This is a genomic window from Kitasatospora sp. NPDC034035, assembly GCF_055575755.1.
This window is the reverse complement of the sequence record NZ_JBVISA010000029.1, coordinates 56,203-77,774: the sequence shown is the minus strand read 5'-3', so window position 1 is coordinate 77,774 and position 21,572 is coordinate 56,203. Positions and strand designations below refer to the sequence as shown.

Here is a 21,572-nt window from a genome sequence, read left to right as displayed (position 1 = left end):
AGGCTTCGGCGCCCATGCTCAGAGAGAGGTTCGCCCCCGTGGACACTGCCGACCGAGCGCACGCCCCGGTCGTCGTCGCCATCGACGGACCCTCCGGCTCCGGCAAGTCGACCGTCTCGCGGGCGGTCGCCGCCCGGCTGGGCCTGAGCTTCCTGGACACCGGCGCCATGTACCGGGCGATGACCTGGTGGATGCTGGCCAACGAGGTCGACGTCAACGACCCGGAGACGGTTGCCGTCGCGTGCGGCAAGCCGGTGATCGTGTCGGGCACGGACGCCGACGGCCCCACCATCACGGTGGACGGCCAGGACGTCTCCGGCCCGATCCGCGGCCCCGAGGTAACGGCGCAGGTCAGCGCCGTGGCTGCGGTGCCGGCGGTGCGGGCCCGGCTGGTGGAGCTGCAGCGCGGCTGCGCCGAGGTCGCCGAGCGGGGCATCGTCGCCGAGGGCCGGGACATGGGGACCGTGGTCTTCCCGGACGCCACCGTCAAGGTCTTCCTGACCGCGTCCGAGGGGGCCCGGGCCGCGCGTCGTGCGGCCGAGCTGCGCGCCAAGGGCGTGGACGAGGCGACCATCACCGCGATGGCCGCCGATCTCGCCCGCCGGGACGCCGCCGACTCCTCCCGGGAGACGGCCCCGCTGGCCCAGGCCACGGACGCGGTCCTGGTGGACACCAGCGACCTCACCCTGGAGCAGGTGATCGACCGGATCGCCGCGCTGGTGGAGGAGCGGGCCGGGCTGTCCTCGGTCTGACCCTTGCCGGTCCGACCGCTGTCGGCTTGAACCGCTGTCGGCGGGAAGCACTGTCGGTGTGAAGTACTGCCGGTCCGACTGCCGTCGGTCCGGCCACTGAGTGAACCGCGGGCCGCCAAGGCGCCGCGGAGACAACCATCGCGCTGCCCCGAACGGGGCAGGTACGCACGGCACGCCCCTGGGAAGGGCCGGGCCGGGAAACGGAACAGACGAACATGACCGCAGAGCACTCCGCCGCCGATCACGGTGGGCTGGACGCCGCCGACTACGCCGAGTTCATGGCCCTTGCCGCCGAAGAGGGCTTCGACATGGACGCCGTCGACGGTTTCGACGGCGCCGAGTACGCCCCACTGCCGGTGCTGGCGGTGGTCGGCCGCCCGAACGTCGGCAAGTCGACCCTGGTGAACCGCATCATCGGCCGCCGCGAGGCCGTCGTCGAGGACAAGCCGGGCGTCACCCGTGACCGGGTGACCTACGAGGCCACCTGGAACGGCCGCCGCTTCAAGGTGGTCGACACCGGCGGCTGGGAGATCGACGTCCTCGGCATCGATGCCATGGTGGCCGCCCAGGCCGAGCTGGGCATCGAGCAGGCCGACGCGGTGCTGTTCGTCGTGGACGCCAAGGTCGGCGCCACCGACACCGACGAGGCCCTGATCAAGATCATCCGCCGGGCGGGCAAGCCGACCGTCCTGTGCGCCAACAAGGTCGACGGCCCGTCCACCGAGGCCGAAGCCGCCTACCTGTGGTCGCTCGGCCTGGGCGAGCCGTACCCGGTCTCCGCCCTGCACGGCCGCGGCTCCGGCGACCTGCTCGACGCCGTCATGGCCGCGCTGCCCGAGGCCCCGCCGCAGACCTTCGGCGACGGCGCCCCCGGCGGCCCCCGCCGCATCGCGCTGATCGGCCGACCGAACGTCGGCAAGTCCAGCCTGCTGAACAAGGTCGCCGGCGAGGAGCGCGTCGTCGTCAACGAGGTGGCCGGCACCACCCGCGACCCGGTCGACGAGATGATCGAACTCGGCGGCAAGACCTGGAAGTTCGTGGACACCGCCGGTATCCGCCGCCGGGTCCACCTGACCGCCGGCGCCGACTTCTACGCCTCGCTGCGCACCTCCTCCGCGCTGGAGAAGGCCGAGGTCGCGGTCGTCCTGATCGACGCCAGCGAGACCCTCGCCGAGCAGGACACCCGGATCATCTCGATGGCCGTCGAGGCCGGGCGTGCCGTCGTCGTCGCCTACAACAAGTGGGACCAGATGGACGAGGAGCGCCGCTTCTACCTGGAGCGCGAGATCGAGCGCGACCTCGTCCAGGTGCAGTGGGCCCCGCGGGTCAACGTCTCGGCCAAGACCGGCCGGCACATGGAGAAGCTCGTCCCGGCGATCGAGACCGCGCTGGAGGGCTGGGAGACCCGCATCCCGACCGCGCGCCTGAACGCCTTCCTCGGCGAGCTGGTGGCCGCCCACCCGCACCCGATCCGGGGCGGCAAGCAGCCGCGCATCCTGTTCGGCACCCAGGCGGGCATCCGTCCGCCGCGCTTCGTGCTCTTCGCCTCGGGCTTCCTGGAGGCCGGCTACCGGCGCTTCATCGAGCGCCGGCTGCGTGAGGAGTTCGGCTTCGTCGGGACGCCGATCTCGATCTCGGTGCGGGTCCGGGAGAAGCGCAAGAGGAAGTAGTAGCAGCAGTAAGTACGTCCGGTAGTACGTCGTCGTAGTCGGGCGACGGACCTACGGCTGGAGGGCCTCGTCACGGTGGTGGCGGGGCCTTTCGGCGTTTCTGTGCGCCGGTGGGGCGGTGTGTCAGTGGTGATCGCCGTTGCGGCCCGGGGGGAGGGAGAGCATCTGGCGGTGGCGGCCGCCGGTGGACGGGGTGGTGGCGAGCCCGGTGACGGTACCCATCACCGGGGATGGTGCGGGTGGCGCGGGCGGTGCGGGCGCGGGTACGGACACCGGGTGCGGGAGCGGGCCGAGGTAGCCGGCCGCGATCCAGCCTTGGCCGTTGGTGAACTGGGGTGGTGTGCCGGCGAGTTGGACCGAGTTTGGGGCGGGGTTGGGGTTGGAGGTGGGGGCGGGAGTGGGGGGTGGGGCGGTGTGGCCGAGGCCGTTGCTGGTGGCGGCGGGGTTGGGGTGGGTCGCGTGGGCTGCATGGGCTCCGGGGTGGTGCCCGGTGTGGGTTCCGGTGTGGTGCCCGGCGTGGTGGTGGCTGCCGGTGTGGCTGTGGTGGCTGTGCTGGTGGCTGCCCGTGTGCCCGCTGTGGTGGCCGCCGTTGTGGCCGGAGGCAAAGCCCGTGCCGTGCGGTTGGGACGACAGGAACTGCGGGAGGCCCGGCATCTGGCCTGCGAGGGTGTGGAAGGCCTGGTGCTGGGGCGGGTGCGGACGCTGCTCACCGAGCAGGGGGTAGCCGTCGCGGACCGCGAAGCCGGTGAACGCCAGGTCCTCCTCGCCCGAGCGGTCGCCGGGCAGCGCACGGAAGAGGCGCCGGTACTCGGAGTACAGCTCGTCGTAGATCGGCGTGATGGAGTGCGGGTGCTCGGCGTCGTACGACGGGCGCATGCCCGGGATCGAGCGGGGGGCGCTGGCGGAGCGGCCGGGAGACGCGGAGACGTCGTAGCTGTACACGTAGGGGCCAACGAGCGAGAGGGGCGGGGGATGCGGGGCGCTCATGCGGGGGGCGCCATGCGTGCTGCTCAGGTGCGGGGCCCATGAGCAACGCTCATGCGAGGGGCGCCCATGCATGTTGCTCATGTGCGGCGCCCATGCGTCATGCTCATATGCCGATGCCCATGAGTGATGCTCATGTGCGGTGCGGAGCTCCTCATGAGTGGCGCTCATGTGTTGCGTTCCATGCGAGCGGCTCATGCGGGGGAAGCGCGCGGTGTGGGGCGACGCGGATGCGCACGGTGCGCCGGGCTACGGGGCGCGAGCCCGCGCCGGAGGCGGCCCGAGGTGGAGGCGGCCGCCGTCCGGCGCGTAGAGAGGGGAGGAGGCGGATCAGGTGCCGGCGAGCGGGAGGGAGGCGGCGACCACCTGGCCCAGCGCCACCGCCCGCTCCAGCGCCTGGCGCAGCAGGTCCTCGCGGGGCTGGCGGCCGACCATGCCGGCCGGGACGGCGTACATGGTCACCTCGGAGAGCTGGCTCGCGGCCATCCGCCAGGCGTCGGTGACCTGGAGCGGCTGGTGCGCCTGCCACCAGCCGGTGCTGCCACCGGCGGCAGCGGGCTGCAGGATCGCGTGCAGCTTGCCCATCGCGACCAGGACCGACCAGCCGGCCAGTTGCTCCGGGGTCTCGTCCAGGTTGGTGACGGGCTGGAAGCCGGCGTCCTGGAGGAGGTCGAGGAACTCGTCCTCGCCCGAGGTGCTGCCGGGGCGGCCCACCGGGCCGGTGGGCTCGACCACCAGCGAGGCGTGCCCGACCTTGCCGTGCAGGACGAGCCCGCAGGTGATGCCGAGGATGGCGGCCTGGCCGGGGGCGGGCGACTGGGCCGCGGACTCGGCGGGGGTGGCCGGGCCCGGTGCCGGGGCGGTGGGGAGGGCGAGGTCCGGGGCGCCGGTCTGGGCCTGGCTGATGCTGCGGACGGCGCCGACCAGCTGCGCCTCGGAGACCGGAACCACCTGGGAGGGGATGCAGCGGGCGTGCGCGAACGCGAGCACGGCGGTCTCGTCGCCGACGAACAGCACGGTGCTGGTGGGCTCCACATGGGTGTCACCGGGGGTCCGGCAGGAGGTGCACTCGTAGCTGTCGGGGGCGCGGTCGCCGCCCAGTAGGCGGTCGGCTTCGTCGTCGCCGATCTCGGACCGGACCTCGTCGCTGACGTCGAGCATGCGCGGCACAGGGTCTCCTCGGATGGATGCGGATGGGGCTTCGGGGGCGGACAGGGGGAGGTCGACATGACCAACGGGCCCTTGTGTCAGGCGTCACGGGTGCCCGTCGAGGCTGACGGGAATTGCCCCCTATCCGACCGCGATGCGTGTTCTCGTGGTCGCAATCTGTCGATGTCGGTGACGGGACTGCCGGAATGAAGCGGTGAGGTGAGTCACGCGGCGGGGGTGTTTGATCTAGGAATCAATGGCCAAATCCGACATTTCAGACATGATTGTGTTGGTCTTACCGCCGGTAACCCTTGGCTGAGCTGGGCAGACCGTTCGAGTTTTGGAATCCCCGGCGACCGGCTCGTAGCTTCTTGGTCGGCGCAACGAGCGCCACCCGGGTTCACCCCCGACGCACAGCCCCCCGGTCCGCCGGGTGCGGCCGGTGCCCGCCGACGCGATCGCTCGAACAGGTCGTCGGCGAGTGGCTGGGTGGCCGGGGCGGCAGCGGCACGTCCGACACGTGCACGGCCGCCCGACGGACGCGGCAAGCGAACGCGGCCCCTCACGGGGTCTGGTTCCGCATGTCCGCCCGGGGCTGTCGAGAGGAACCTCATGACTTTCCGTAACGAGAACGCCGCTGCCACCACCTCCACCGCCACCAAGCGCAACCGCGTTCGGATGGCTGTCGTGGCGGGCGCCGCTGTCGCGGCCCTGCCGGTGGCCGGCCTCGTCACGGCCACCTCGGCCTCCGCCGCCTCGGTCTCCACCTGGGACGCTGTCGCCCAGTGCGAGAGCGGTGGCAACTGGGCCATCAACACCGGCAACGGTTTCTACGGCGGTCTGCAGTTCACCTCCAGCACCTGGGCCGCCTTCGGTGGCACCGCCTACGCCTCGCAGGCCAACCTGGCCACCAAGGCGCAGCAGATCGCCATCGGCGAGAAGGTCCTCGCCTCGCAGGGCCCGGGCGCCTGGCCCGTCTGCTCCGTCAAGGCCGGTCTGACCAAGGGCGGCGCCCCGGCCGCCGTCGACACCTCGGCGGGCGCCACCTCCGGCTCGACCGCCGCCAAGCCGGCCGCTCCGGCCGCCCCGGCTGCCAAGCCCGCCGCCCCGGCCGCCAAGCCGGCGCAGGCCCCGAAGGCCGCTGCCGCGCCCAAGGCTGACGTCGCGCCGAAGGCTGCTGCCCCGAAGGCTGCTGCCCCGAAGGCTGCTGCCCCGAAGGCCGACAAGGGCGCCGACGCATGGACCGGCTCGAACGACGCCAAGCCGGCCAAGGGCAACTACACCGTCAAGTCCGGTGACACCCTGAGCTCCATCGCCGCCGCGCAGGGCCTGGACTGGCACGACCTGTACAAGAACAACGCCAAGGTCGTCGGTGGCAACCCGGACCTGATCTTCCCCGGTCAGACCCTCAGCATCTGAGCATCTGAGCTGCGTATCCGAGCTGTGTAACCGGGCTGCTGTGTATCCGAGCTGCTGAGGCTCGGAGGTCCTGAGACTCCACGGTCCTGAGACTCAAAAGTCCTGAGGCCTCGTGAGCGGCTGACACCGGCTGCTCGGATGTGCCAGCGGCTCCGGCTCCCACGGCCGCTTCTCCCTCGCGCGGGTACTCCGCCGAGTGGGGGAGCGGCCGTCGGCGTTTCGTGGCGGGTGGCGCCTGGCGTGCCTAGGCTCGGCTGCCATGCCGCATTCGCGTGATGAAGCGATAGGTCGCCGTCGGGCTGTGGTCCGGGGTGGTGCCGCCGTGATGCTGGTGCTGGCGGTTGCCATGGGTGCCGTGCGGGCCGACGCTGCCGTCCGAGTTGCGGACCTGGTGTGGGACGAGCTCGCCGACTGCGAGAGCGGCGGCGACTGGCGGGCGGACACCGGCAACGGCTACTACGGCGGGCTGCAGATCCGGCCCTCCACCTGGGAGGAGTCCGACGGCCTGCGCTTCGCCGACCGACCGGACCACGCGAGTCGGCGGGAGCAGACGACCGTGGGCGAGGAGATCGTACGGCGGCAGGGGTGGGAGGCCTGGCCTTCCTGTGCGCGGGAACTGGGGATGCTCGGGGGCGGGGCAGCCCGGGGCGGCGGTGCCGGGCCCGGGGGTGGGCCCGGGGGTGGGCCCGGGGTTGGGGCCGGGACTGGGCCCGGGTAGGGGAGGTGCGGGAGGATGGTGGGGTGATCCAGGGCGAGCTGTTCGGTGACCTGCCCGGGGCAGCCGGGGCCCCAGGAACCTCGAGCGCTTCGGGGAATTCCGGGGGTTCGGGGGACCCGGCGGATGCGGGGACTTCCGGGACCGGCGCGCGTGCGCGCCTCGAGCCCGCTCCCGGCGCCGTCCTGCTCCCCGGCTGGCTGGACCTCGACGCGCAGCTGCGCCTGATCGCCGCCTGCCGGGAGTGGGCCCGCCCGCCGGCCGGTCTGCACACGGTGCGGATGCCCACCGGCGGGATGATGTCCGTACGGATGGTGAGCCTCGGGTGGCACTGGTACCCCTACGGGTACCGGCGGGTCGCCGAGGACGGCGTGCCCGTCAAGCCGTTCCCGCCCGAGCTGGGCAGCCTCGCCCGCCGGGCCGTCGCCCGGGCGTACGGAGAGGTGCTGCCGGAGATCGCGGGCGCCGCGTCGTACGAGCCGGACGTCGCGATCGTCAACCACTACCCGCACGGCGCCAAGATGGGCCTCCACCAGGACCGCGACGAGCGGAAGGACGCGCCCGTGGTCTCGCTCTCGCTCGGCGACCGCTGCGTCTTCCGGCTCGGGAACACCGAGACCAGGACCCGGCCGTGGACCGACCTGGAGCTGCGCAGCGGGGACCTGCTGGTGTTCGGCGGCCCGGCCCGGTTCGCGTACCACGGAGTGGTGCGCACGCTGCCGGGGACGGCGGAGCCGGAGCTGGGGTTGGTGGGGCGGCTCAACATCACGGTGCGGGAGTCGGGGCTGGGGGCGTAGGGGCGCGGCGGGGCTGGGGCGTAGGGACGCGTGCCCGGGAGGGATCGGGCGGTTTCCGTCAGCTGTTCGTCGACTCGTTTACTCGTTCGAGTGAAATGGCGACTTGGACACGGTGAGCGGGAATGACCCGGGTCGCCGGAGAATTCGAGTGAGCTGGAGAATTCGATCGGAGTCCGCATCCGGAAGGATCGGAGTCCGGAGAGGAAGCGTGCTCATGGGTACCCCCGTCGACGACCTTGTCGATCTGCTCGACCTCGAGCAGATCGAACTGAACATCTTCCGCGGGCGCAGCCCCGAGGAGGCACTGCAGCGTACGTTCGGCGGCCAGGTCGCCGGGCAGGCGCTGGTGGCGGCGGGCCGCACGGTGGAGGACGAACGCCCCGTCCACTCACTGCACGCCTACTTCCTGCGCCCCGGGGTGCCCGGTGTGCCGATCGTCTACCAGGTCGACCGGATCCGGGACGGCCGCTCCTTCACCACCCGCCGGGTGCTCGCCATCCAGGGCGGCCGGTCGATCTTCGCGCTCACCGCCGACTTCCACAGACCCGAGGAGGGCGGCATCGAGCACCAGTACCCGATGCCGGAGGTCGCCGCCCCCGAGGACCTGCCCAGCGCCCTGCAGGAGGTCGGTTCCCGGCTCGGCGAACTGCCCCCGTTCATCAGCCGCCGCCAACCCTTCGACGTCCGCTACGTCGACCGGCTGCGCTGGACCAAGGAGGAACTGGTCGGCGTCGAGGCACGCAGCGGCGTCTGGCTGCGCACCAACGGCCCGCTGCCGGACGACCCGCTGATCCACGTCTGCGCCCTCACCTACGCCAGCGACATGACGCTGCTGGACGCCGTCCGCGCCCCCGTCGAGCCGCTGTGGGGCGAGCGGCACTTCGACATGGCCTCGCTGGACCACGCGATGTGGTTCCACCAGCCGTTCCGGGCGGACGACTGGCTGCTGTACCAGCAGGAATCCCCGATCGCACACGGCGCGCGCGGCCTGGCGCGCGGGCAGATCTTCGACCGGAACGGGCAGCTGGTGGTGTCCGTGATGCAGGAGGGGCTGTTCCGGCCGCTGCAGCGCCGGGACGGGTAGGCGTCGTGTGATCCGTGATCCGTGATCCGTGCTTCGCGACCCGTGATCCGTCATCGTGATCCGTGGTGTGTGTTCCGAGTTGTGCGGTGTGTCGGTGCGTCGCCGCCGTGTTGCGTTTCGGCGGCTTCGGACCGGTGGGAATGATCCGTCCGAGCGGGCGGTGTTGTGGATGAGGAGACGGGCGGCCCGAACGGCGGGCCGTCCGCGGACCGACCGGGAGGGTGGACCGATGACGGCGACGGCCGCGGAGGACTGGAAGCACTGGAGCGACGGGCGGGCGGCGTCCGTGAGCTCGCCGCACGGCCAGCTCGCACTCACCGGCACGCACTGGCTGGAGCCCGAGCCCGCCGAGATCCCCGGCCTGCCCGGGCACTGGTGGGCCGACACCGAAGGCGTCCGGGGCCGGGCGAAGGCGGGCGACGGCATCACCGTCACGGGCACGGACGGGCCGGTGGACGGCGAGCTGCTGCTGCGCCCGGACAGCGACCCGGCTGCCGACACCGCGACCCTGGGCGACCTGCTGCTCGTCCCGATCGAGCGTGAAGGCGAACTGGCCCTGCGGGTCTTCGACCCGGCGGCGCCGCGCCGGGCCGCCTTCGCCGGCATCTCCGCCTACGCGTACGCACCCGAGTGGGCCGTGCCCGCGATCTTCACCCCGTTCGACGACGAGGCCCGGTCGGTCGTGGTCCCGAACGCGGACGGCAAGGAGCGTCCACTGGCCGTCACCGGGCAGATCGCCTTCACCGTGGCCGGCGAGCACCGCACGCTGACCGTCAGCCGGTCGGGCAACCGCCTCAGCGGTGTGATCGCGGACGCGGGCAGCGGCATCGACAGCTACCGCTTCCGCTTCATCACGCTGCCGGCGCCGGACGCCGACGGCCGTACGGTCCTCGACCTCAACCGGGCCTACCTGCCGCCATGCGCCTTCTCGGACCACTTCATCTGCCCGTTCCCGCCGCCGGGCAACCGGCTGGACTTCGCGGTGGAGGCGGGGGAGAAGCAGGTGCTGAGCCGGTAGACCGGCGGGTGCGACCGTGGGCTCGTGGCGACGGGTGCGCGGCAACGGGGGCCGGTCGGCTCAGCGGTGTCGAGGGCGGGCCCCGGTGCGGGGGCAGCCGGGGGCGGGGCGGAGCATGGAGGACTATGTCGAACGATCAACATTCCATCTCCGCCGCGTCGGCGGACGCTCCGCCCGCCGCCGAGCCCGCGCCTGACCCGGCGGGCGGCGCATCGGCACCCGTCGCTGCGGCCGCCGGCGCCGCAGCCGCAGGTGCCGCGATGTCCGACGCCGTGGCCGCCGGCGACCTGCCGGCGGACCCGGTGGCCACCGCCGCGCCGTGGTACCGGCGGGCGTTCGCCGACCTCAGCCCGCTGCGCGACCACGTCGACTACCGCCGGGTCTGGCTCGGCCAGGCCGTCTCCTCCATAGGCCAGCAGATGGCGGCCGTCGCCGTCTCCGTCCAGGTCTACGAGCTGACCGGCTCCGCCTTCGCGACCGGCCTGGTCGGCATCTTCTCCCTCGTCCCGCTGGTCGCCTTCGGCCTCTACGGCGGCGCCATCGCCGACACCGTCGACCGGCGCAGGCTGGGTCTGATCGGCTCGGGCGGCCTGGCGGTCGTCTCCGCGATCCTCGCCGCGCAGGCCCTGGCCGGCCTCGGCCTGGTCGCCGTCCTCTACGCGGCCGTCGCCGTCCAGGCCGGGTTCTTCGCCCTCAGCTCACCCGCCCGCTCCGCGATGATCCCCCGGCTGGTGCCCACCCACCAGCTCCCGGCCGCGAACGCCCTGAACACCGTCAGCATGAACCTCGGCCTCACCATCGGCCCGATGCTCGGTGGCGTCCTCATCGGCGCGTACGGGGCCCAGGCCGCCTACCTGCTCGACACCGTCGCCTTCACCGGCACCCTCTACGCGATGTGGCGCCTACCCGCCATGCGCCCGCTCGGCGACCGCAAGGGCCGCGCCTCCGTCCTCGACGGCCTCCGCTTCCTGCGCGAGCAACCCAACCTGCGCACCAGCTTCCTCGCCGACCTGGCCGCCATGGTCTTCGGCATGCCGCGCGCCCTCTTCCCCGCCATCGCGGTCACCTTCTACGGCGGCGACGCCGGCACCGTCGGCCTGCTGGTCTCCGCCCCGGCCGTCGGCGCCCTGATCGGCGCGCTCTTCTCCGGCTGGGTCAGCCGCGTAAACCGCCAAGGCGTCGCCGTCCTCGCCGCCGTCGTCGCGTGGGGCCTCGCCATCGCCGCCTTCGGCGTCCTCCACAACCTCTGGCTCGGCCTCCTGCTGCTCGCCGTCGCGGGCTGCGCCGACACCATCAGCATGATCTTCCGCAACACGATGATGCAGGTCGCCGCCCCGGACGAGATGCGCGGCCGCCTCCAAGGGATCTTCATCGTCGTCGTGGCCGGCGGCCCCCGCCTCGGTGACTTCGAATCCGGCACCGTCGCCGCCCTCACCAACCCCGCCACCTCCGTGATCAGCGGCGGCCTCGCCTGTGTCGCCGCCGTGCTCCTCCTCGCCGCCCGCCGCCCCGCCTTCCTCGCCTACGACGCCCGCCACCCGACCCCCTGACCCACCCCACCCCTCAAACCTGGCAGCGAGCACCCCCCGACGTGCTGTATTGTTTTCCACGTCGCCGGGACAGCCGGAGACAAGGTCGAGAAGCCCACAGCAGAGCCCCCCAGGCCCCGCTGCAGGCACCGAGACCACGGGACGTGGCGCAGCTTGGTAGCGCACTTGACTGGGGGTCAAGGGGTCGCAGGTTCAAATCCTGTCGTCCCGACAAGGGTTCATCCCATTGTCGCAGGTCAGAGGCCGTTTTCTCGTTCACGAGGAAGCGGCCTTCGGCGTGCCCTGGGGCCTGCCTCTCACATTCGTCTCACGGTTTTCACGGTTCAAGGGCGAGGCTGGCCCCTGCTCGACGCCGTTAGCGGTGACCATCTGCGCTCTTTCTCCTCTATGTCGGATTTTTCGATCACTGCAATGGGCTAGATGGTCGCTCGCCGTGATCGGCGATTCTGCCCGTAGGGTTCGCACTTGACGCATCTGCGATCGATCAAGTGCGCGCCAGCAGGTCCGGCAGCTGTCCAAGCGACTGGCGAGCTGGGCGGCGATGAGGCAGCCGCAGCTGCCTTCGTTGAAGGGGTGGCGCGATGGGGGCAGCGCTCCTGGTGCGGCGTCAGACCCGCACCTCGAGCCGGGTGTGACAGGCCCGCCCCGGGGATGGTGGAGGGTGTCGCGCGGTTGGCTTCACCACGTGCGGTGGGTGAGGGTGAGCAGTCGGTCGAGTTCGTGACGCAGGAGTGCGTCGCGGAGCTGGTCCCGAAGTGGTGCACAGGAGTTGAGCAGGTGTCTGACGCGGTGTGAGTCGACCGGTCCGGCCCCCGGGCAGTGCGTCGAGGCAGGCGCGGACCACCTCGTCGGCGTTGGGCAGGAGGTCGGCCAGCTGGTCCGGGCCGAGGTGCCAGCGCAGGTTGGCGGAGAGGGCGGCCATGCGCTCGGCGCGTTGGGCGTGGTCGAAGACTTCCAGTTCGTTGCTCTGCTGGATCATCCAGAGCAGCAGACGGGCCCAGGGGAACTGCTTGTCCGGAGTGGCGGAGACCATCCCGCCGATCACTGCGAGCTTTCCCGTCCACCAGGCCGGTCGTGCGGCGCCGTGGGGTTGGTCGCGCCTGATCCAGCGCAGCCGGTCCTCGTCGGAGGCGTCGAGAAGATGGCGGATCTGGTCGCGCTCGGCCCGACTCGAGCGGAGCCCTCGGCGGAGGTCCGCGTAGTCGGGGGCAACCGGGCCGGTGATCTGGTGCAGGGTGCCGTCCCGGGTGTCGACGAGGATGGCCACTCGGCTCTCGGGTTGCCAGTACTCGTCGAGGTCACTGCTGAGGGGTGTGATCTCTTCGACTTCACAATCCAGCTCCGCCAGGGCTGTTCGGAGGTCAGCGAAGGTAGGCACGGGCGTGGGTCCCTGGTCGAGGCGGTGGCACTGCACGGTGAACCGGCAGCCCTGCCACGGCTCGTTCCTGGAGGGCCGCTCCCACGTGAACTCGACCAGACCGTAGTCGCGCCACATCAGGTTGTGCCGAAGGTTCTCCCCGAATTCGCCGAGCCGGGCGGTGACCTCGTCGGGCGTGGAGCTGCAGTCCAGGCTGTGGACTGTGCCTCGGGCCACCACCTGGGCGAAGAAGGCGAGTTCACTCATCCGAGCCTCCCAGTTGGTGGCTGTGACGAGCTCCACAGCTGCAGGCCGGCGATCCGGTCCTCGACGGTACCGGGCCAGTGCGGGTTGGGCAGGCCGTCGTGGGTCATGTGCTCCCTGCGCCACAGGCGCGGCCACAGGTCCCGTTCGAGAGGGTGGAGGTGGTGAGGCTGGTCGCAGGCACACGAGCGCTGTACCGCTCCGCAGTCGCGGCACAGGTCGATGAACCCGTGGCCGGTCGAACGAGAGATGGCGGGGCGGCGGCTGCCGCATCCGCGCAGCCGGGCAGTGTTTCGCCGTTCGCCAGGCTGATTTGGCGGCGGACGAACTCGGGCAGGGCCATGGCTGGATGGCAGAGCGGATCGAGCTGGTAGCAGCTCTGCCGCCCGTGGCGGTGCCACCAGGTGCCCGGGCGTCGGGGGACCCGCTGACCGGCATGCTTCTCGCGTCGCCGCCGCTCGGCGTACCGGGCGTCCTCGGCCAGCCGGAGCAGGCGGGCCTCGTGGAGCTCGTTCACCGCGCGTTCCAGCGAGTCGGGATCGGCGTCGAGGTCGCGTGGTATCGCGGCGCTGACCGTCAGGTGGTGGTAGGTGGAGCGGAAGCCGTACGGGGCGTACAGAGTGAGGCAGGTACGCAGTGACGCGTGGCGTCGCCGTACCGGAAGCGTGCGGTTAAGCACGAGTCGGCGGTGCGTCAGGAAGCTCGCCATCAGCTCAGCTTTCGCAGTGGTGCGGTGATGTCGAGTGACCGGTCGAACGCGCTGCCCAGTGCCTGCGCCGACTGGGGTGCGTTCTGTTCGGCCCATGCGGCGACCAGGAGGAGGAAGTTGGCGAGGTCGTGCTGGACTCCGGCGAGCAGCCGGGGGAGCTCGGTCCGGGCGATGTCGATCACCGGGCCCGGGTGCTCGCCGTCCGGGTGGAGCCGGACGGTGTCGCCGAGTTGCTCGGCCCATGGTGTCGGGTCGTGGCCGAGCCACAGCTCGCCTCCGTCGGCGATCTCCAGCCATCCGTGCCAGTCCTCCAGTCCGCAGCAGCAACCGGGCGTCAGCGTCGCGCCGGTGCCCGCGTCCTGGACGCGGAGCCCGCCAGGGGCGACGAACCCCTCCTCGTGCAGCAGTGAGCTCAGGAAGGCGTCGGCCGGGTCGGTCAGGTGGTCGTCGACCCGGCTGGAGTTGTAGCCGGCCATGGTGGCTATCGCCGTGCCGACCTGCTCATCGCTCAGCGTGCCGTTCAGCGGGGTGAGGTGGTAGGGCGGTTGCTCGGCGACCGGCCAGAACTCGAAGTCGGGGAGCGAGCCAGTCTCCAGCACGGGGTGTATGACGATCACCGGGCCCAGTGTCGCGGACACCTGCCCTGTGCGCCGCCGAATATCAGCGCCACCGGTGGCGGGCAGCTGCGAACCTACGGGGCGCTCCGGGCCCCGTGCCGAGTGCTGGCAGCCGCGATTGGGATGTAACGCCGGGCGCCGGACACGACATGGCCGGTGACGAACACAGCAGACCGTGCATGCGATCGGCTACCGAGGCAGGCGCTTGCGCCAATCCAGCGGGTCCAACCTCAGCAGTCCCGGGTGAGGTTCAGTCGGGGACAGGCCTTGAGCGTGTAGCGCGTCGGCGACTTTGGCGGTGATCGCTGTGCGGTTCGAGGCGGGGGTGAAGACGCCGGTGGTCAGCCACAGGCCGCACCCATCGGCTTCTCCCGGGCCGTTGGGGCGGCTGAGCCCGGACGCCGGCAGCTACCTGTCACTGGCGCCTGGGACGATCACGCCATGGGAAACCTCTACGACTACTACGCGGCCACCGACGACGCACAGGCCCTGGGCGTCTTCGAGGACGGCCGCATGGACGACCCGTTCGGCACGGTCGGTCTCAAGGGCGCCGATCCCTACCTGCTCCTCGGAGCCGTCGAGGCGTACCTGACGGGAGTCCCCGAGGATCAGGTGGAAGCCGACCCACGCTTCTGCGGACTGCTGAGCGATCCTCAGCACGAGGGCCACTGGCTGGTCTCGCTCACGGACAGGCTTCGCGACGCGCTCGCCATCGCCACGAGCGGGCGCCTGCAGGAGGCCGCCTCCGCGTGGACTCGCACCGATGACGGCGCGGGACAGGACGAGGAGCTGATGGCCGACTTCCTGCGGCGGCTGGCCGATCTCGCCTGCGACGCCGGGCAGCGCGGCCTGTACTGCGGCATGTCCCTGTAGGCGGGCCGCCATCGAACAGCCTGCTGCAGCCCCAACTGCCGACAACGGAGCGATCGAACTTCATCCACGGAGGACGACCGCCTGTCAGTCCCGCCCGCAACACTGCTGCCCATGAACACTCCTGGCGAGCCACCCGCCGGCATCGAATCGGTCCCGCACCCCAAGACCGTCCTGATCGACACACCATGGGCGGAGCTGAGCCACGCATACGGGTCGGCCGAGGACACACCCACCCTGCTGGTCGGCCTGCTGGACGACGACCCGGAGGTCCAGGCCCATGCCCTGGGCCAGCTGCAGATGTCCGTCCTCCACCAGGGCTCGCTCTACAGCAGTATCGCGCCGGTCGCGCTGTTCGTCGCCGGCATTCTCGACCATCCGCGCACCTTGGCCGCGCACGAGAGCGAGTACCCGTGGGACGACCGGGTCCGCCCCCTGCGCGCCGCGTTGCTGGAGTGGTTGGGCGCGATCGCCGAGTCGGTCGGCTACTACGACGACCGCGAGCAGGATCCCGAGTACGACGAACCAGCCGACATCGCGGCCTGCCGCGCCGCCCGCCCCGCGATCCACCAGGCGGTGGCTCCCTACCTGGCCGATTCCGCCCCCGTCGTTCGGGAGGCTGCCGTCGGCGCCGCCGGCCACCTTCTCAAGGCTCCCGAGCTCCGCGACCGGATACCCGACGCCGCCGAGCGGCTTCGCGCCACCCTGACCACAAGCGGGGACCGGCGCGAGCGCGCTGTGGCCGTTCTGACCCTCGTCGCCTGGGCGAAGGACACCAGCGACCTGCTCACCGACCCGGATCCGGCGATCCGCGCCTGCGCGGCCCTTGCCCCGCTCCCCGCCGACGACCCGCGTCCCATCGCCGTCCTTCTGGAGGCACTGTCGGACCCGCATGCCGCGGACCACTGGTTCGATGCCGAACCGCTGCCCCAACTCGACGGCTGGTTCCGCTTCACCCTCCTCCACGCCCTGCTCGCCCGCACTACCACCCTGGAGGAAATCCTCGACGCCGCCTTGGCTCTGATGCCCATGGCCAACGACTTCACCGTCGAACGCGACTGGGGACCGCTCCTGCTGCGCGCCTTTCCGGACGGCAACGCCAGCGAGGCGGCCCTCACCGACGCTCAGCGCCAACTCCTCAGCGCCATTGCGGCCAAGGACGACTGTTGGGGCAACATCGGCAACAAGATCACATGGCTGCGCAGAGCTGGCCTACCGACCGACCGCGTCTCTTTCGGGGTCCTCCTGGCAAACCCCGGCCAGGCCGCCGACGTCTGACGAAGCGTGAAGAGCTCAGACGTAACGGCCCTGCTGGTAGTCGGAGGCGGGGGCTGAGTTCTGGTACCCCCACAACCCGGGCAGGCGGCGGCGCCCATGTCATCTGCGGATCGGATCAGCGTGATCGCCACGGTCTTCACCTGCCATCCTCCGCTGCTGGCATCGATCCCGACCAGGCTGGCGGAGAGGTTACAGGTGTGCGGCATGCGGCAGTGCCTCGGGCGCTCATCCGATGCCCGGAGCGACTGGGTGCTCGGCTTGGAACGCCAGCCTGCGTTCGGCATCCTGCGCGATTTGGTCGAGAACATCATCGAGTGCCACGAACGCCTCCCACGGTCGCTGGTGGCTGGCTTCGGAGAGGCGCTCGATCAGTAGTTGTTCGAGGTCGGTGACGCGCTTGCCCTTCCAGGCCTTGTCAGCCAGGCTCACCAGCAGGTCGTCGGTGCTGACGCCGGGGGCGTTCCACGATGCGTGGTTGCGGGCGAAGCGGGCGAGTTCCTCGGTGACTCCCTTGGCGATCAGCAGGTCGTGGCCGGCCTCCTCGTGTGCGGAGCCGGGTTGGGAGAGCTCCTCGGGGTGCAGGATCTTCCCGATGTCGTGGGTGGCGGCGCCGAAGAGGACGGCGTGCCGGTCGAAGTCCAGCTGGGGGTAGTGCTGTTCGGCCCAGTCAGCCAGTCGGTGGGCGACGTCGTGGACGGCCCGGAGATGGGCCGCGAGCCTGGGTGGGGCCCTGCAACTCTTCGAGGAGGACCGCGACCTGGCGCGGGAGGGGTCGCAGTACGGGGTCGCCGGGCAGGGTGAGGGCTCGCTGCAGTGCATTGGGGGTCATTCGGGACACGGTAGGCCTCAAATGTCGGAACCTGCTGCAAGGGTGGATGGTTATGGACATCGACGGGTTCTGGAATGTGGTTGGGGCAGCGCGGGCCGAAAGCAGCGGTCCGCATGGTAAGGCGTTCGCCGAGGCGTTGGTCGACCAGCTGGCGGGGCTCTCGCAGGAGGAGATCCTCGCCTACCAGGAGCGATTCGACGAGGTGCACGGCGCCGTGTACCGCTGGGACGTGTGGGCCGCCGCCTATCTCATCGGGGGAGGCTGCTCGGATGACAGCTTCATGGACTTCCGGGCCGGCCTGATTGCTCTCGGGCGGGACTGGTACGAGCTGGCAGCCGCTCGCCCGGACGATCTGGCGGACCACCCCGCAGTGATCGAGGCCGCGGCCCGGGGTGACGACTACGTGATCTTCGACGAGGACGTGAACTACGCGGCCAGCTATACGTTCAAGCGCCTGACGGGTGACGCCGATGCCTTCCACGAGGCGTGGAAGCGCCATCGGGCCGGGCAGGATCTGGATGCGGAGCTGGAGTCCGACATGGGCGAGGACTTCGACTTCGACGACGCTGACGAGATGCACCGTCGCCTTCCCCGCCTGGCTGCCCTCTACCTCGGCGCAGCCGCCAGCTGAGACGTGTCAGTACCTCGAATGGTGTCGCTACCCGGGATAGGGCTGCTGTCATGGTGGTTTTGCCGACGTCCCTTGTGTGGCGGCTTGGTGGCGACCGTGCGGGTTGTCACTGGTGTCCGCTTGGATGGTCGGCATGACCGTCAACGATGTCGCCCGTTTCCTGCCCGATCCCGACGTCCTGCGGGACCACTGCCGGGCTTTGGCGATGCTGGATGCGATCCTCGGTCCCGATTGGTCCTCGCGCTACTACTCCTTCGACGCGAAGTGGTCGCCGACGGAGGAGTTGGCGTCGATGCGCAACGGTTCGGGGGACGAGTACTCGATCGTCTTCGCTCCGGCCGGTGGGTACATCCGGGGCTTTGACCACGAGTCGCCGATGAGCCCCTATGCCGAGGACGGAGTGTGGCAGGGCGTGGTGGACTCTGTTCCCGAAGAGTTCCGGTCGTCCGTCGAGGAACCCGCGTTCAACGACGACGGCATACCGACGGTGACGGCCTGCCTGTGGCGTAGGACGACTGACAAGAGTTGGCAGACGGGGGAGATCGACTTCCCGGAGGGCCATGTCGACCCCGACGGGGCCGACTGGCTGTTCCGGCTCCTCGCCGACCGATCTCCGGAGGCGTACGCCAGCTTCGCCGCCGACTACTACGAGGTCCCGGTCGACCTGGATACCGTCCGGCATATCTGTGCTCTGAGGCCGCTCACCGATGACGTGGTCCGTGCCCTCAACGCCGAGCTGACCCTCGCGGACCTTGCCGAGGAGATCGCCGAGATCGGCTACCCCACGACGTAGGAACCGGGGACGGAAAAGTGAGTACCGCGACTTGGGCCTGACCGGACTCGGTGGTCGGCCGTGGCCGCAGCTCGACTGAGCGCATCCACCTGTGCTTCCTCCGGGGCGCGACTACGATCGTGTGGGATACCGAGACGGCCTGGGTCTGGGCGGGGCCCGCCACGTTGCGGCAGCGAGTGGCCCCGTCGACTGGAGGGGGCGACTGTGCGCGAGCGGGAAGTGAGAGTCGGTGGTCACCGGATCGCCGTCGCCTCGGCCAGCAAGTGGATCGGCGCCTATTTCGATGAGAAGGCAAACGCAGCGGCCGCCGCGGTGAAAGGCGGGAAGCCGTATGCCTACCCTGTGTACGACCGCATGGATACGGGAAGCGGCCCGAACCAACTCAATGATGGGGATCTGCTGGCCCCGCTGCCGCTGAACGTGGGCCCGACGATCAAGGCGATGTTCAGTCTGCAGGCGGTGCGTCCTGAGCTCGAAGTGGGCCTCGCCTGTATCCCCGAGGGTCTCACCCTCCAGGCGGCCGTTGCTGATGGGAGCCACCGCCAGTTGTTCGAGACGTTGACTGGGGTCCTCGATCGGGCTGGTGGTGTGCCAGGAGTCGGCGGAACCATCCTCATGAAGATCCTGCACCGAAAGCGGCCGCTGTTCATTCCGCTGTACGACACCCAGGTCTATGCCTGCTACTGCGGTGCCACGGGCGACCATCCCATCCAGCCTGATCCCAAGCGAACCTGGGCAGAGTTCTTCACACTCCTGGCCGAATCCATGGCCGAAGACCTCGAATCGCAGCCGGAACAATGGAGGACCCTCGCCTCAGCGGCCCCGGAAGACGTCACACTGCTGCGTATCCTCGATGTCGTGGCGTGGAATCTCGGCAAGCACGAATAGGCGCTCTCGGGTAGCTGTGGGGAGGCGTAATCGGAGAGACCACAGAGGTCCGTCGGCATCTCTCGCGCTCACAGCTGAGCCGCAGTGAGGAAACTCGCTGCGGCTCATGTCCCTCTCACGCACCTCTCACGGACTGGGTGTCATGAGGCGGTATCAGGCGTCATGGAGGGGGGACGAGATAGGCCCTGACCTGCACGATTCGGACTGGTGAACATCAGTCAGACTCCCGTTCGACCGCTGGGGGTCAAGGGGTCGCAGGTTCAAATCCTGTCGTCCCGACCAGCGTTTTCGCAGGTCGTAGGCCGTTCTTATCGAAATGATAGGAACGGCCTTTTCCTTTGGTGGTCGCAAGGTGGTCGTGAACGCTCGTTCACACGACCTTTGCTGGGCGCGTTTCCACAGGCCTGGCCCCTGCGACCCGGCCGTAGCGGGGCGTTTGTTCACCCATCCGGGAATCCGCGTGTGGCCGATCGCGGACCGGTCGCCTCGTCGGCGCAGAAATGGGCCCGGATACGCGGGAAACGGGCATGCCGGTGGAACCTGCGGCGTCGTCTGTCGCGACGGGCCGCACGTTTATCGGGTGTCAGTTATGAGCCGGGAATCCCGGGCATTTGTCGGCCCTGGAAGCCGGGGCGGCTCGGAACGCTGAGCCGACCTCAGGGGTGCGTTGGTCAGGCCGCGTGGCTGAACCGCGGGTTCGGCGAGCCGACGTCGAGGTCGGTGATGTCCCGGCCGCACTGGGTGCGGGCCTCGACGAGGTGGAGCCTTGCTTCGATGGTGTTCACGGCGGCTCTGGCGACGTCCCAGGTCAGGTGGCTGTAGATATTCGCGGTGGTCGACAGGGTGGAGTGCCGCAGGGTCTTGGAGATGACGGCCATGGAGACGTTGCCTCCAGGGCGAGGGTGGCGGCGAGGTGGCGCAGGTCGTGGATGGTGACGTGGGGCAGTGCGGCCTGTTCGCGCAGTTCGTGGAAGCGCCGGCGGACGGCGGCCGGGTGGAGGGGCTTGCCGTCGGGGCCCTGGAAGACGTGGCCGTTGATGGTGGCCGTGCTGCGGGTCATGGCGCGCTGGAGGGCGGCGGCGACACGGTCGGACAGGGGGACCCAGTTGCGGCTCTTCTTGGTCTTCGGCGCGGTCAGGACGAGTTCGTGGTTGTCGACGGCGGACAGGGTGTGGCGGATGTACATGACGCGGTCGTCGAGCCGCACGCACAGGCGCTGGAGACCGAGTGCCTCGCCCTTGCGCAGGCCGGTGCCGATGATGACCTCGAAGAGGTCGGCGAAGGCGGGGTCGACGTTGCGGCAATGGGAGAGGAACGCGACGGCCTGTTCCGCGGTCCAGGGGACGCGTTCGTCGGGGCGGGGCCTGCGCATGGGCAGGGGCTGGGCGGCGTTGAAGGGCAGGCGGTGGGCGCGCACGGCCGTGCCCAGGGCGCTGGAGAGCGTGGCGAGGCAGTGGTAGACGGCCTGGCGTCCGCGGCCGGCTTCGAGCTGCTCGTGGGCATAGGCGGCGATGTGGTCGTGGGCGAGCTCCTCCAGGCGCAGCTTGCCGAACACGGGTATCAACTCGCAGAGCACGTAGGTGCGGTAGCGGGCGTAGGTGGTGGGCTTGAGCAGGAACTCCATGCCCTTGAGCCACTTGGTGAGGTAGGCGGCCACCGTCTCGTGCGGGTCGGCGTCGAAGCCCAGTTGGCGCCCTTCGAGGAAGCGCCGAAGCGCCGTCTCGGCGGCGAAGGCATCCTCGAAGCCGCCACGGCGCACGGTGCGCCTGTGGCCGGTGAGTGAAGGGATGTCCACGGCGAACGTCCACGTGCCCCTCCTCGGCCAGGTGCGGACACGACGCTCCGAGTTGCCGTCGGTCGGCGTCGCGGCATCCGCACCGACGGTAGACCCGGCCCGGCCGTCCTGACTTGCGCACTTCCCCAGCCTCCTGCGGCAGTTGGTCCCTTGGTCGACCCGCGGAGGCTACCGGGGCACTGCCCCGACGCTCGCCTGCGACCACCATGCGATCACCAACGCCGAATTGGGGCCCTGACCTGCGGCTCGCGGTGAGGGCCCGCAGGTGGCTGGCAGGTCCCGGGTGCGGTGACGAGGGCATCGGGGTCTGTCTGAGGTGGCTGCGCACCGGGCACTGGCGCTCCGGGCTGGGGACACCACGTCACCAGCCACTCGATCCGGAGTATCGCGTCCAGTGCCGAGG

20 protein-coding genes and 1 tRNA gene are annotated in these 21,572 nt (G+C 70.5%); 14 read left to right on the top strand and 7 right to left on the bottom strand.

Going from position 1 to position 21,572, the window contains the following annotated elements; genetic code table 11:
* The first annotated feature begins 38 nt into the window (after nucleotides 1-38).
* Nucleotides 39-752 carry a (d)CMP kinase gene (cmk, locus tag ACZ52J_RS32365; protein ID WP_360500509.1) on the top strand — a complete coding sequence of 238 codons (714 nt, stop codon included), beginning with the start codon at nucleotides 39-41 and terminating at the stop codon, nucleotides 750-752.
* A gap of 215 nt (nucleotides 753-967) precedes the next feature.
* On the top strand, nucleotides 968-2,422 hold the full coding sequence (der, locus tag ACZ52J_RS32360; protein ID WP_465623801.1) for a ribosome biogenesis GTPase Der: 1,455 nt from the start codon (nucleotides 968-970) through the stop codon (nucleotides 2,420-2,422).
* Nucleotides 2,423-2,545: 123 nt separating this feature from the next.
* Here the strand turns inward: der and ACZ52J_RS32355 are convergent, their stop codons facing one another.
* Together ACZ52J_RS32355 and ACZ52J_RS32350 are read right to left on the bottom strand one after the other, a co-directional pair.
* Nucleotides 2,546-3,409 (bottom strand): hypothetical protein, encoded by an 864-nt coding sequence (locus tag ACZ52J_RS32355; RefSeq protein WP_465623800.1) that lies wholly within the window; start codon nucleotides 3,407-3,409, stop codon nucleotides 2,546-2,548.
* A 327-nt stretch (nucleotides 3,410-3,736) separates the two neighbouring features.
* Nucleotides 3,737-4,576, bottom strand: a complete 840-nt coding sequence (locus ACZ52J_RS32350; RefSeq protein WP_465623799.1) for a hypothetical protein — start codon at nucleotides 4,574-4,576, stop codon at nucleotides 3,737-3,739.
* Between the two features lie 591 nt (nucleotides 4,577-5,167).
* Between ACZ52J_RS32350 and ACZ52J_RS32345 the strand changes: the two genes are divergently transcribed.
* From ACZ52J_RS32345 to ACZ52J_RS32315, 7 genes are all read left to right on the top strand, one after another.
* On the top strand, nucleotides 5,168-5,974 hold the full coding sequence (locus ACZ52J_RS32345) for a transglycosylase family protein (protein WP_465623797.1): 807 nt from the start codon (nucleotides 5,168-5,170) through the stop codon (nucleotides 5,972-5,974).
* Nucleotides 5,975-6,299: 325 nt separating this feature from the next.
* On the top strand, nucleotides 6,300-6,692 hold the full coding sequence (locus tag ACZ52J_RS32340) for a transglycosylase family protein (protein ID WP_465623834.1): 393 nt from the start codon (nucleotides 6,300-6,302) through the stop codon (nucleotides 6,690-6,692).
* Nucleotides 6,693-6,874: 182 nt separating this feature from the next.
* Complete coding sequence (locus ACZ52J_RS32335; protein WP_465623833.1) at nucleotides 6,875-7,486, top strand: alpha-ketoglutarate-dependent dioxygenase AlkB; 612 nt, start codon at nucleotides 6,875-6,877, stop codon at nucleotides 7,484-7,486.
* Between the two features lie 214 nt (nucleotides 7,487-7,700).
* Nucleotides 7,701-8,570, top strand: a complete 870-nt coding sequence (gene tesB / locus ACZ52J_RS32330) for an acyl-CoA thioesterase II (RefSeq protein WP_465623796.1) — start codon at nucleotides 7,701-7,703, stop codon at nucleotides 8,568-8,570.
* Nucleotides 8,571-8,799: 229 nt separating this feature from the next.
* Entirely contained in the window at nucleotides 8,800-9,588 is a 789-nt protein-coding gene (locus tag ACZ52J_RS32325) for a DUF1684 domain-containing protein (protein WP_465623794.1), read from the top strand.
* A 260-nt stretch (nucleotides 9,589-9,848) separates the two neighbouring features.
* Entirely contained in the window at nucleotides 9,849-11,138 is a 1,290-nt protein-coding gene (locus ACZ52J_RS32320) for an MFS transporter (protein ID WP_465623793.1), read from the top strand.
* Between the two features lie 137 nt (nucleotides 11,139-11,275).
* Nucleotides 11,276-11,349: transfer RNA gene (locus ACZ52J_RS32315), tRNA-Pro, on the top strand.
* 396 nt (nucleotides 11,350-11,745) lie between these two features.
* Here the strand turns inward: ACZ52J_RS32315 and ACZ52J_RS32310 are convergent.
* The 3 genes from ACZ52J_RS32310 to ACZ52J_RS32300 form a co-directional block, all read right to left on the bottom strand.
* Nucleotides 11,746-12,762, bottom strand: coding sequence for a hypothetical protein (locus ACZ52J_RS32310; protein ID WP_465623791.1), 1,017 nt, complete (start codon nucleotides 12,760-12,762; stop codon nucleotides 11,746-11,748).
* 103 nt (nucleotides 12,763-12,865) lie between these two features.
* Nucleotides 12,866-13,468, bottom strand: a complete 603-nt coding sequence (locus tag ACZ52J_RS32305; protein ID WP_465623790.1) for a hypothetical protein — start codon at nucleotides 13,466-13,468, stop codon at nucleotides 12,866-12,868.
* Nucleotides 13,468-14,085 (bottom strand): hypothetical protein, encoded by a 618-nt coding sequence (locus ACZ52J_RS32300; protein WP_465623788.1) that lies wholly within the window; start codon nucleotides 14,083-14,085, stop codon nucleotides 13,468-13,470. The genes ACZ52J_RS32305 and ACZ52J_RS32300 overlap by 1 nt, the downstream gene beginning before the upstream one ends.
* Nucleotides 14,086-14,526: 441 nt before the next feature.
* Between ACZ52J_RS32300 and ACZ52J_RS32295 the strand changes: the two genes are divergently transcribed.
* Entirely contained in the window at nucleotides 14,527-14,958 is a 432-nt protein-coding gene (locus ACZ52J_RS32295; RefSeq protein WP_465623786.1) for a hypothetical protein, read from the top strand.
* Nucleotides 14,959-15,069: 111 nt separating this feature from the next.
* Nucleotides 15,070-16,233 (top strand): HEAT repeat domain-containing protein, encoded by a 1,164-nt coding sequence (locus ACZ52J_RS32290; RefSeq protein ID WP_465623785.1) that lies wholly within the window; start codon nucleotides 15,070-15,072, stop codon nucleotides 16,231-16,233.
* A 225-nt stretch (nucleotides 16,234-16,458) separates the two neighbouring features.
* Here ACZ52J_RS32290 and ACZ52J_RS32285 read toward each other — a convergent pair whose 3' ends face one another.
* Nucleotides 16,459-17,052, bottom strand: coding sequence for an HD domain-containing protein (locus tag ACZ52J_RS32285; RefSeq protein WP_465623783.1), 594 nt, complete (start codon nucleotides 17,050-17,052; stop codon nucleotides 16,459-16,461).
* Between the two features lie 62 nt (nucleotides 17,053-17,114).
* Here ACZ52J_RS32285 and ACZ52J_RS32280 point away from each other — a divergent pair, with 62 nt between their 5' ends.
* The 3 genes from ACZ52J_RS32280 (at nucleotide 17,115) to ACZ52J_RS32270 (ending at nucleotide 19,374) form a co-directional block, all read left to right on the top strand.
* The gene (locus tag ACZ52J_RS32280) at nucleotides 17,115-17,693 is read left to right on the top strand and encodes a DUF4240 domain-containing protein (RefSeq protein WP_465623782.1); all 579 of its coding nucleotides are present in this window, start codon (nucleotides 17,115-17,117) and stop codon (nucleotides 17,691-17,693) included.
* A gap of 133 nt (nucleotides 17,694-17,826) precedes the next feature.
* Complete coding sequence (locus ACZ52J_RS32275; protein WP_465623780.1) at nucleotides 17,827-18,486, top strand: hypothetical protein; 660 nt, start codon at nucleotides 17,827-17,829, stop codon at nucleotides 18,484-18,486.
* Between the two features lie 204 nt (nucleotides 18,487-18,690).
* Entirely contained in the window at nucleotides 18,691-19,374 is a 684-nt protein-coding gene (locus ACZ52J_RS32270; protein WP_465623778.1) for a DUF6308 family protein, read from the top strand.
* 808 nt (nucleotides 19,375-20,182) lie between these two features.
* Here ACZ52J_RS32270 and ACZ52J_RS32265 read toward each other — a convergent pair.
* Complete coding sequence (locus tag ACZ52J_RS32265; RefSeq protein ID WP_465623776.1) at nucleotides 20,183-21,169, bottom strand: tyrosine-type recombinase/integrase; 987 nt, start codon at nucleotides 21,167-21,169, stop codon at nucleotides 20,183-20,185.
* Nucleotides 21,170-21,572 lie beyond the last annotated feature (403 nt).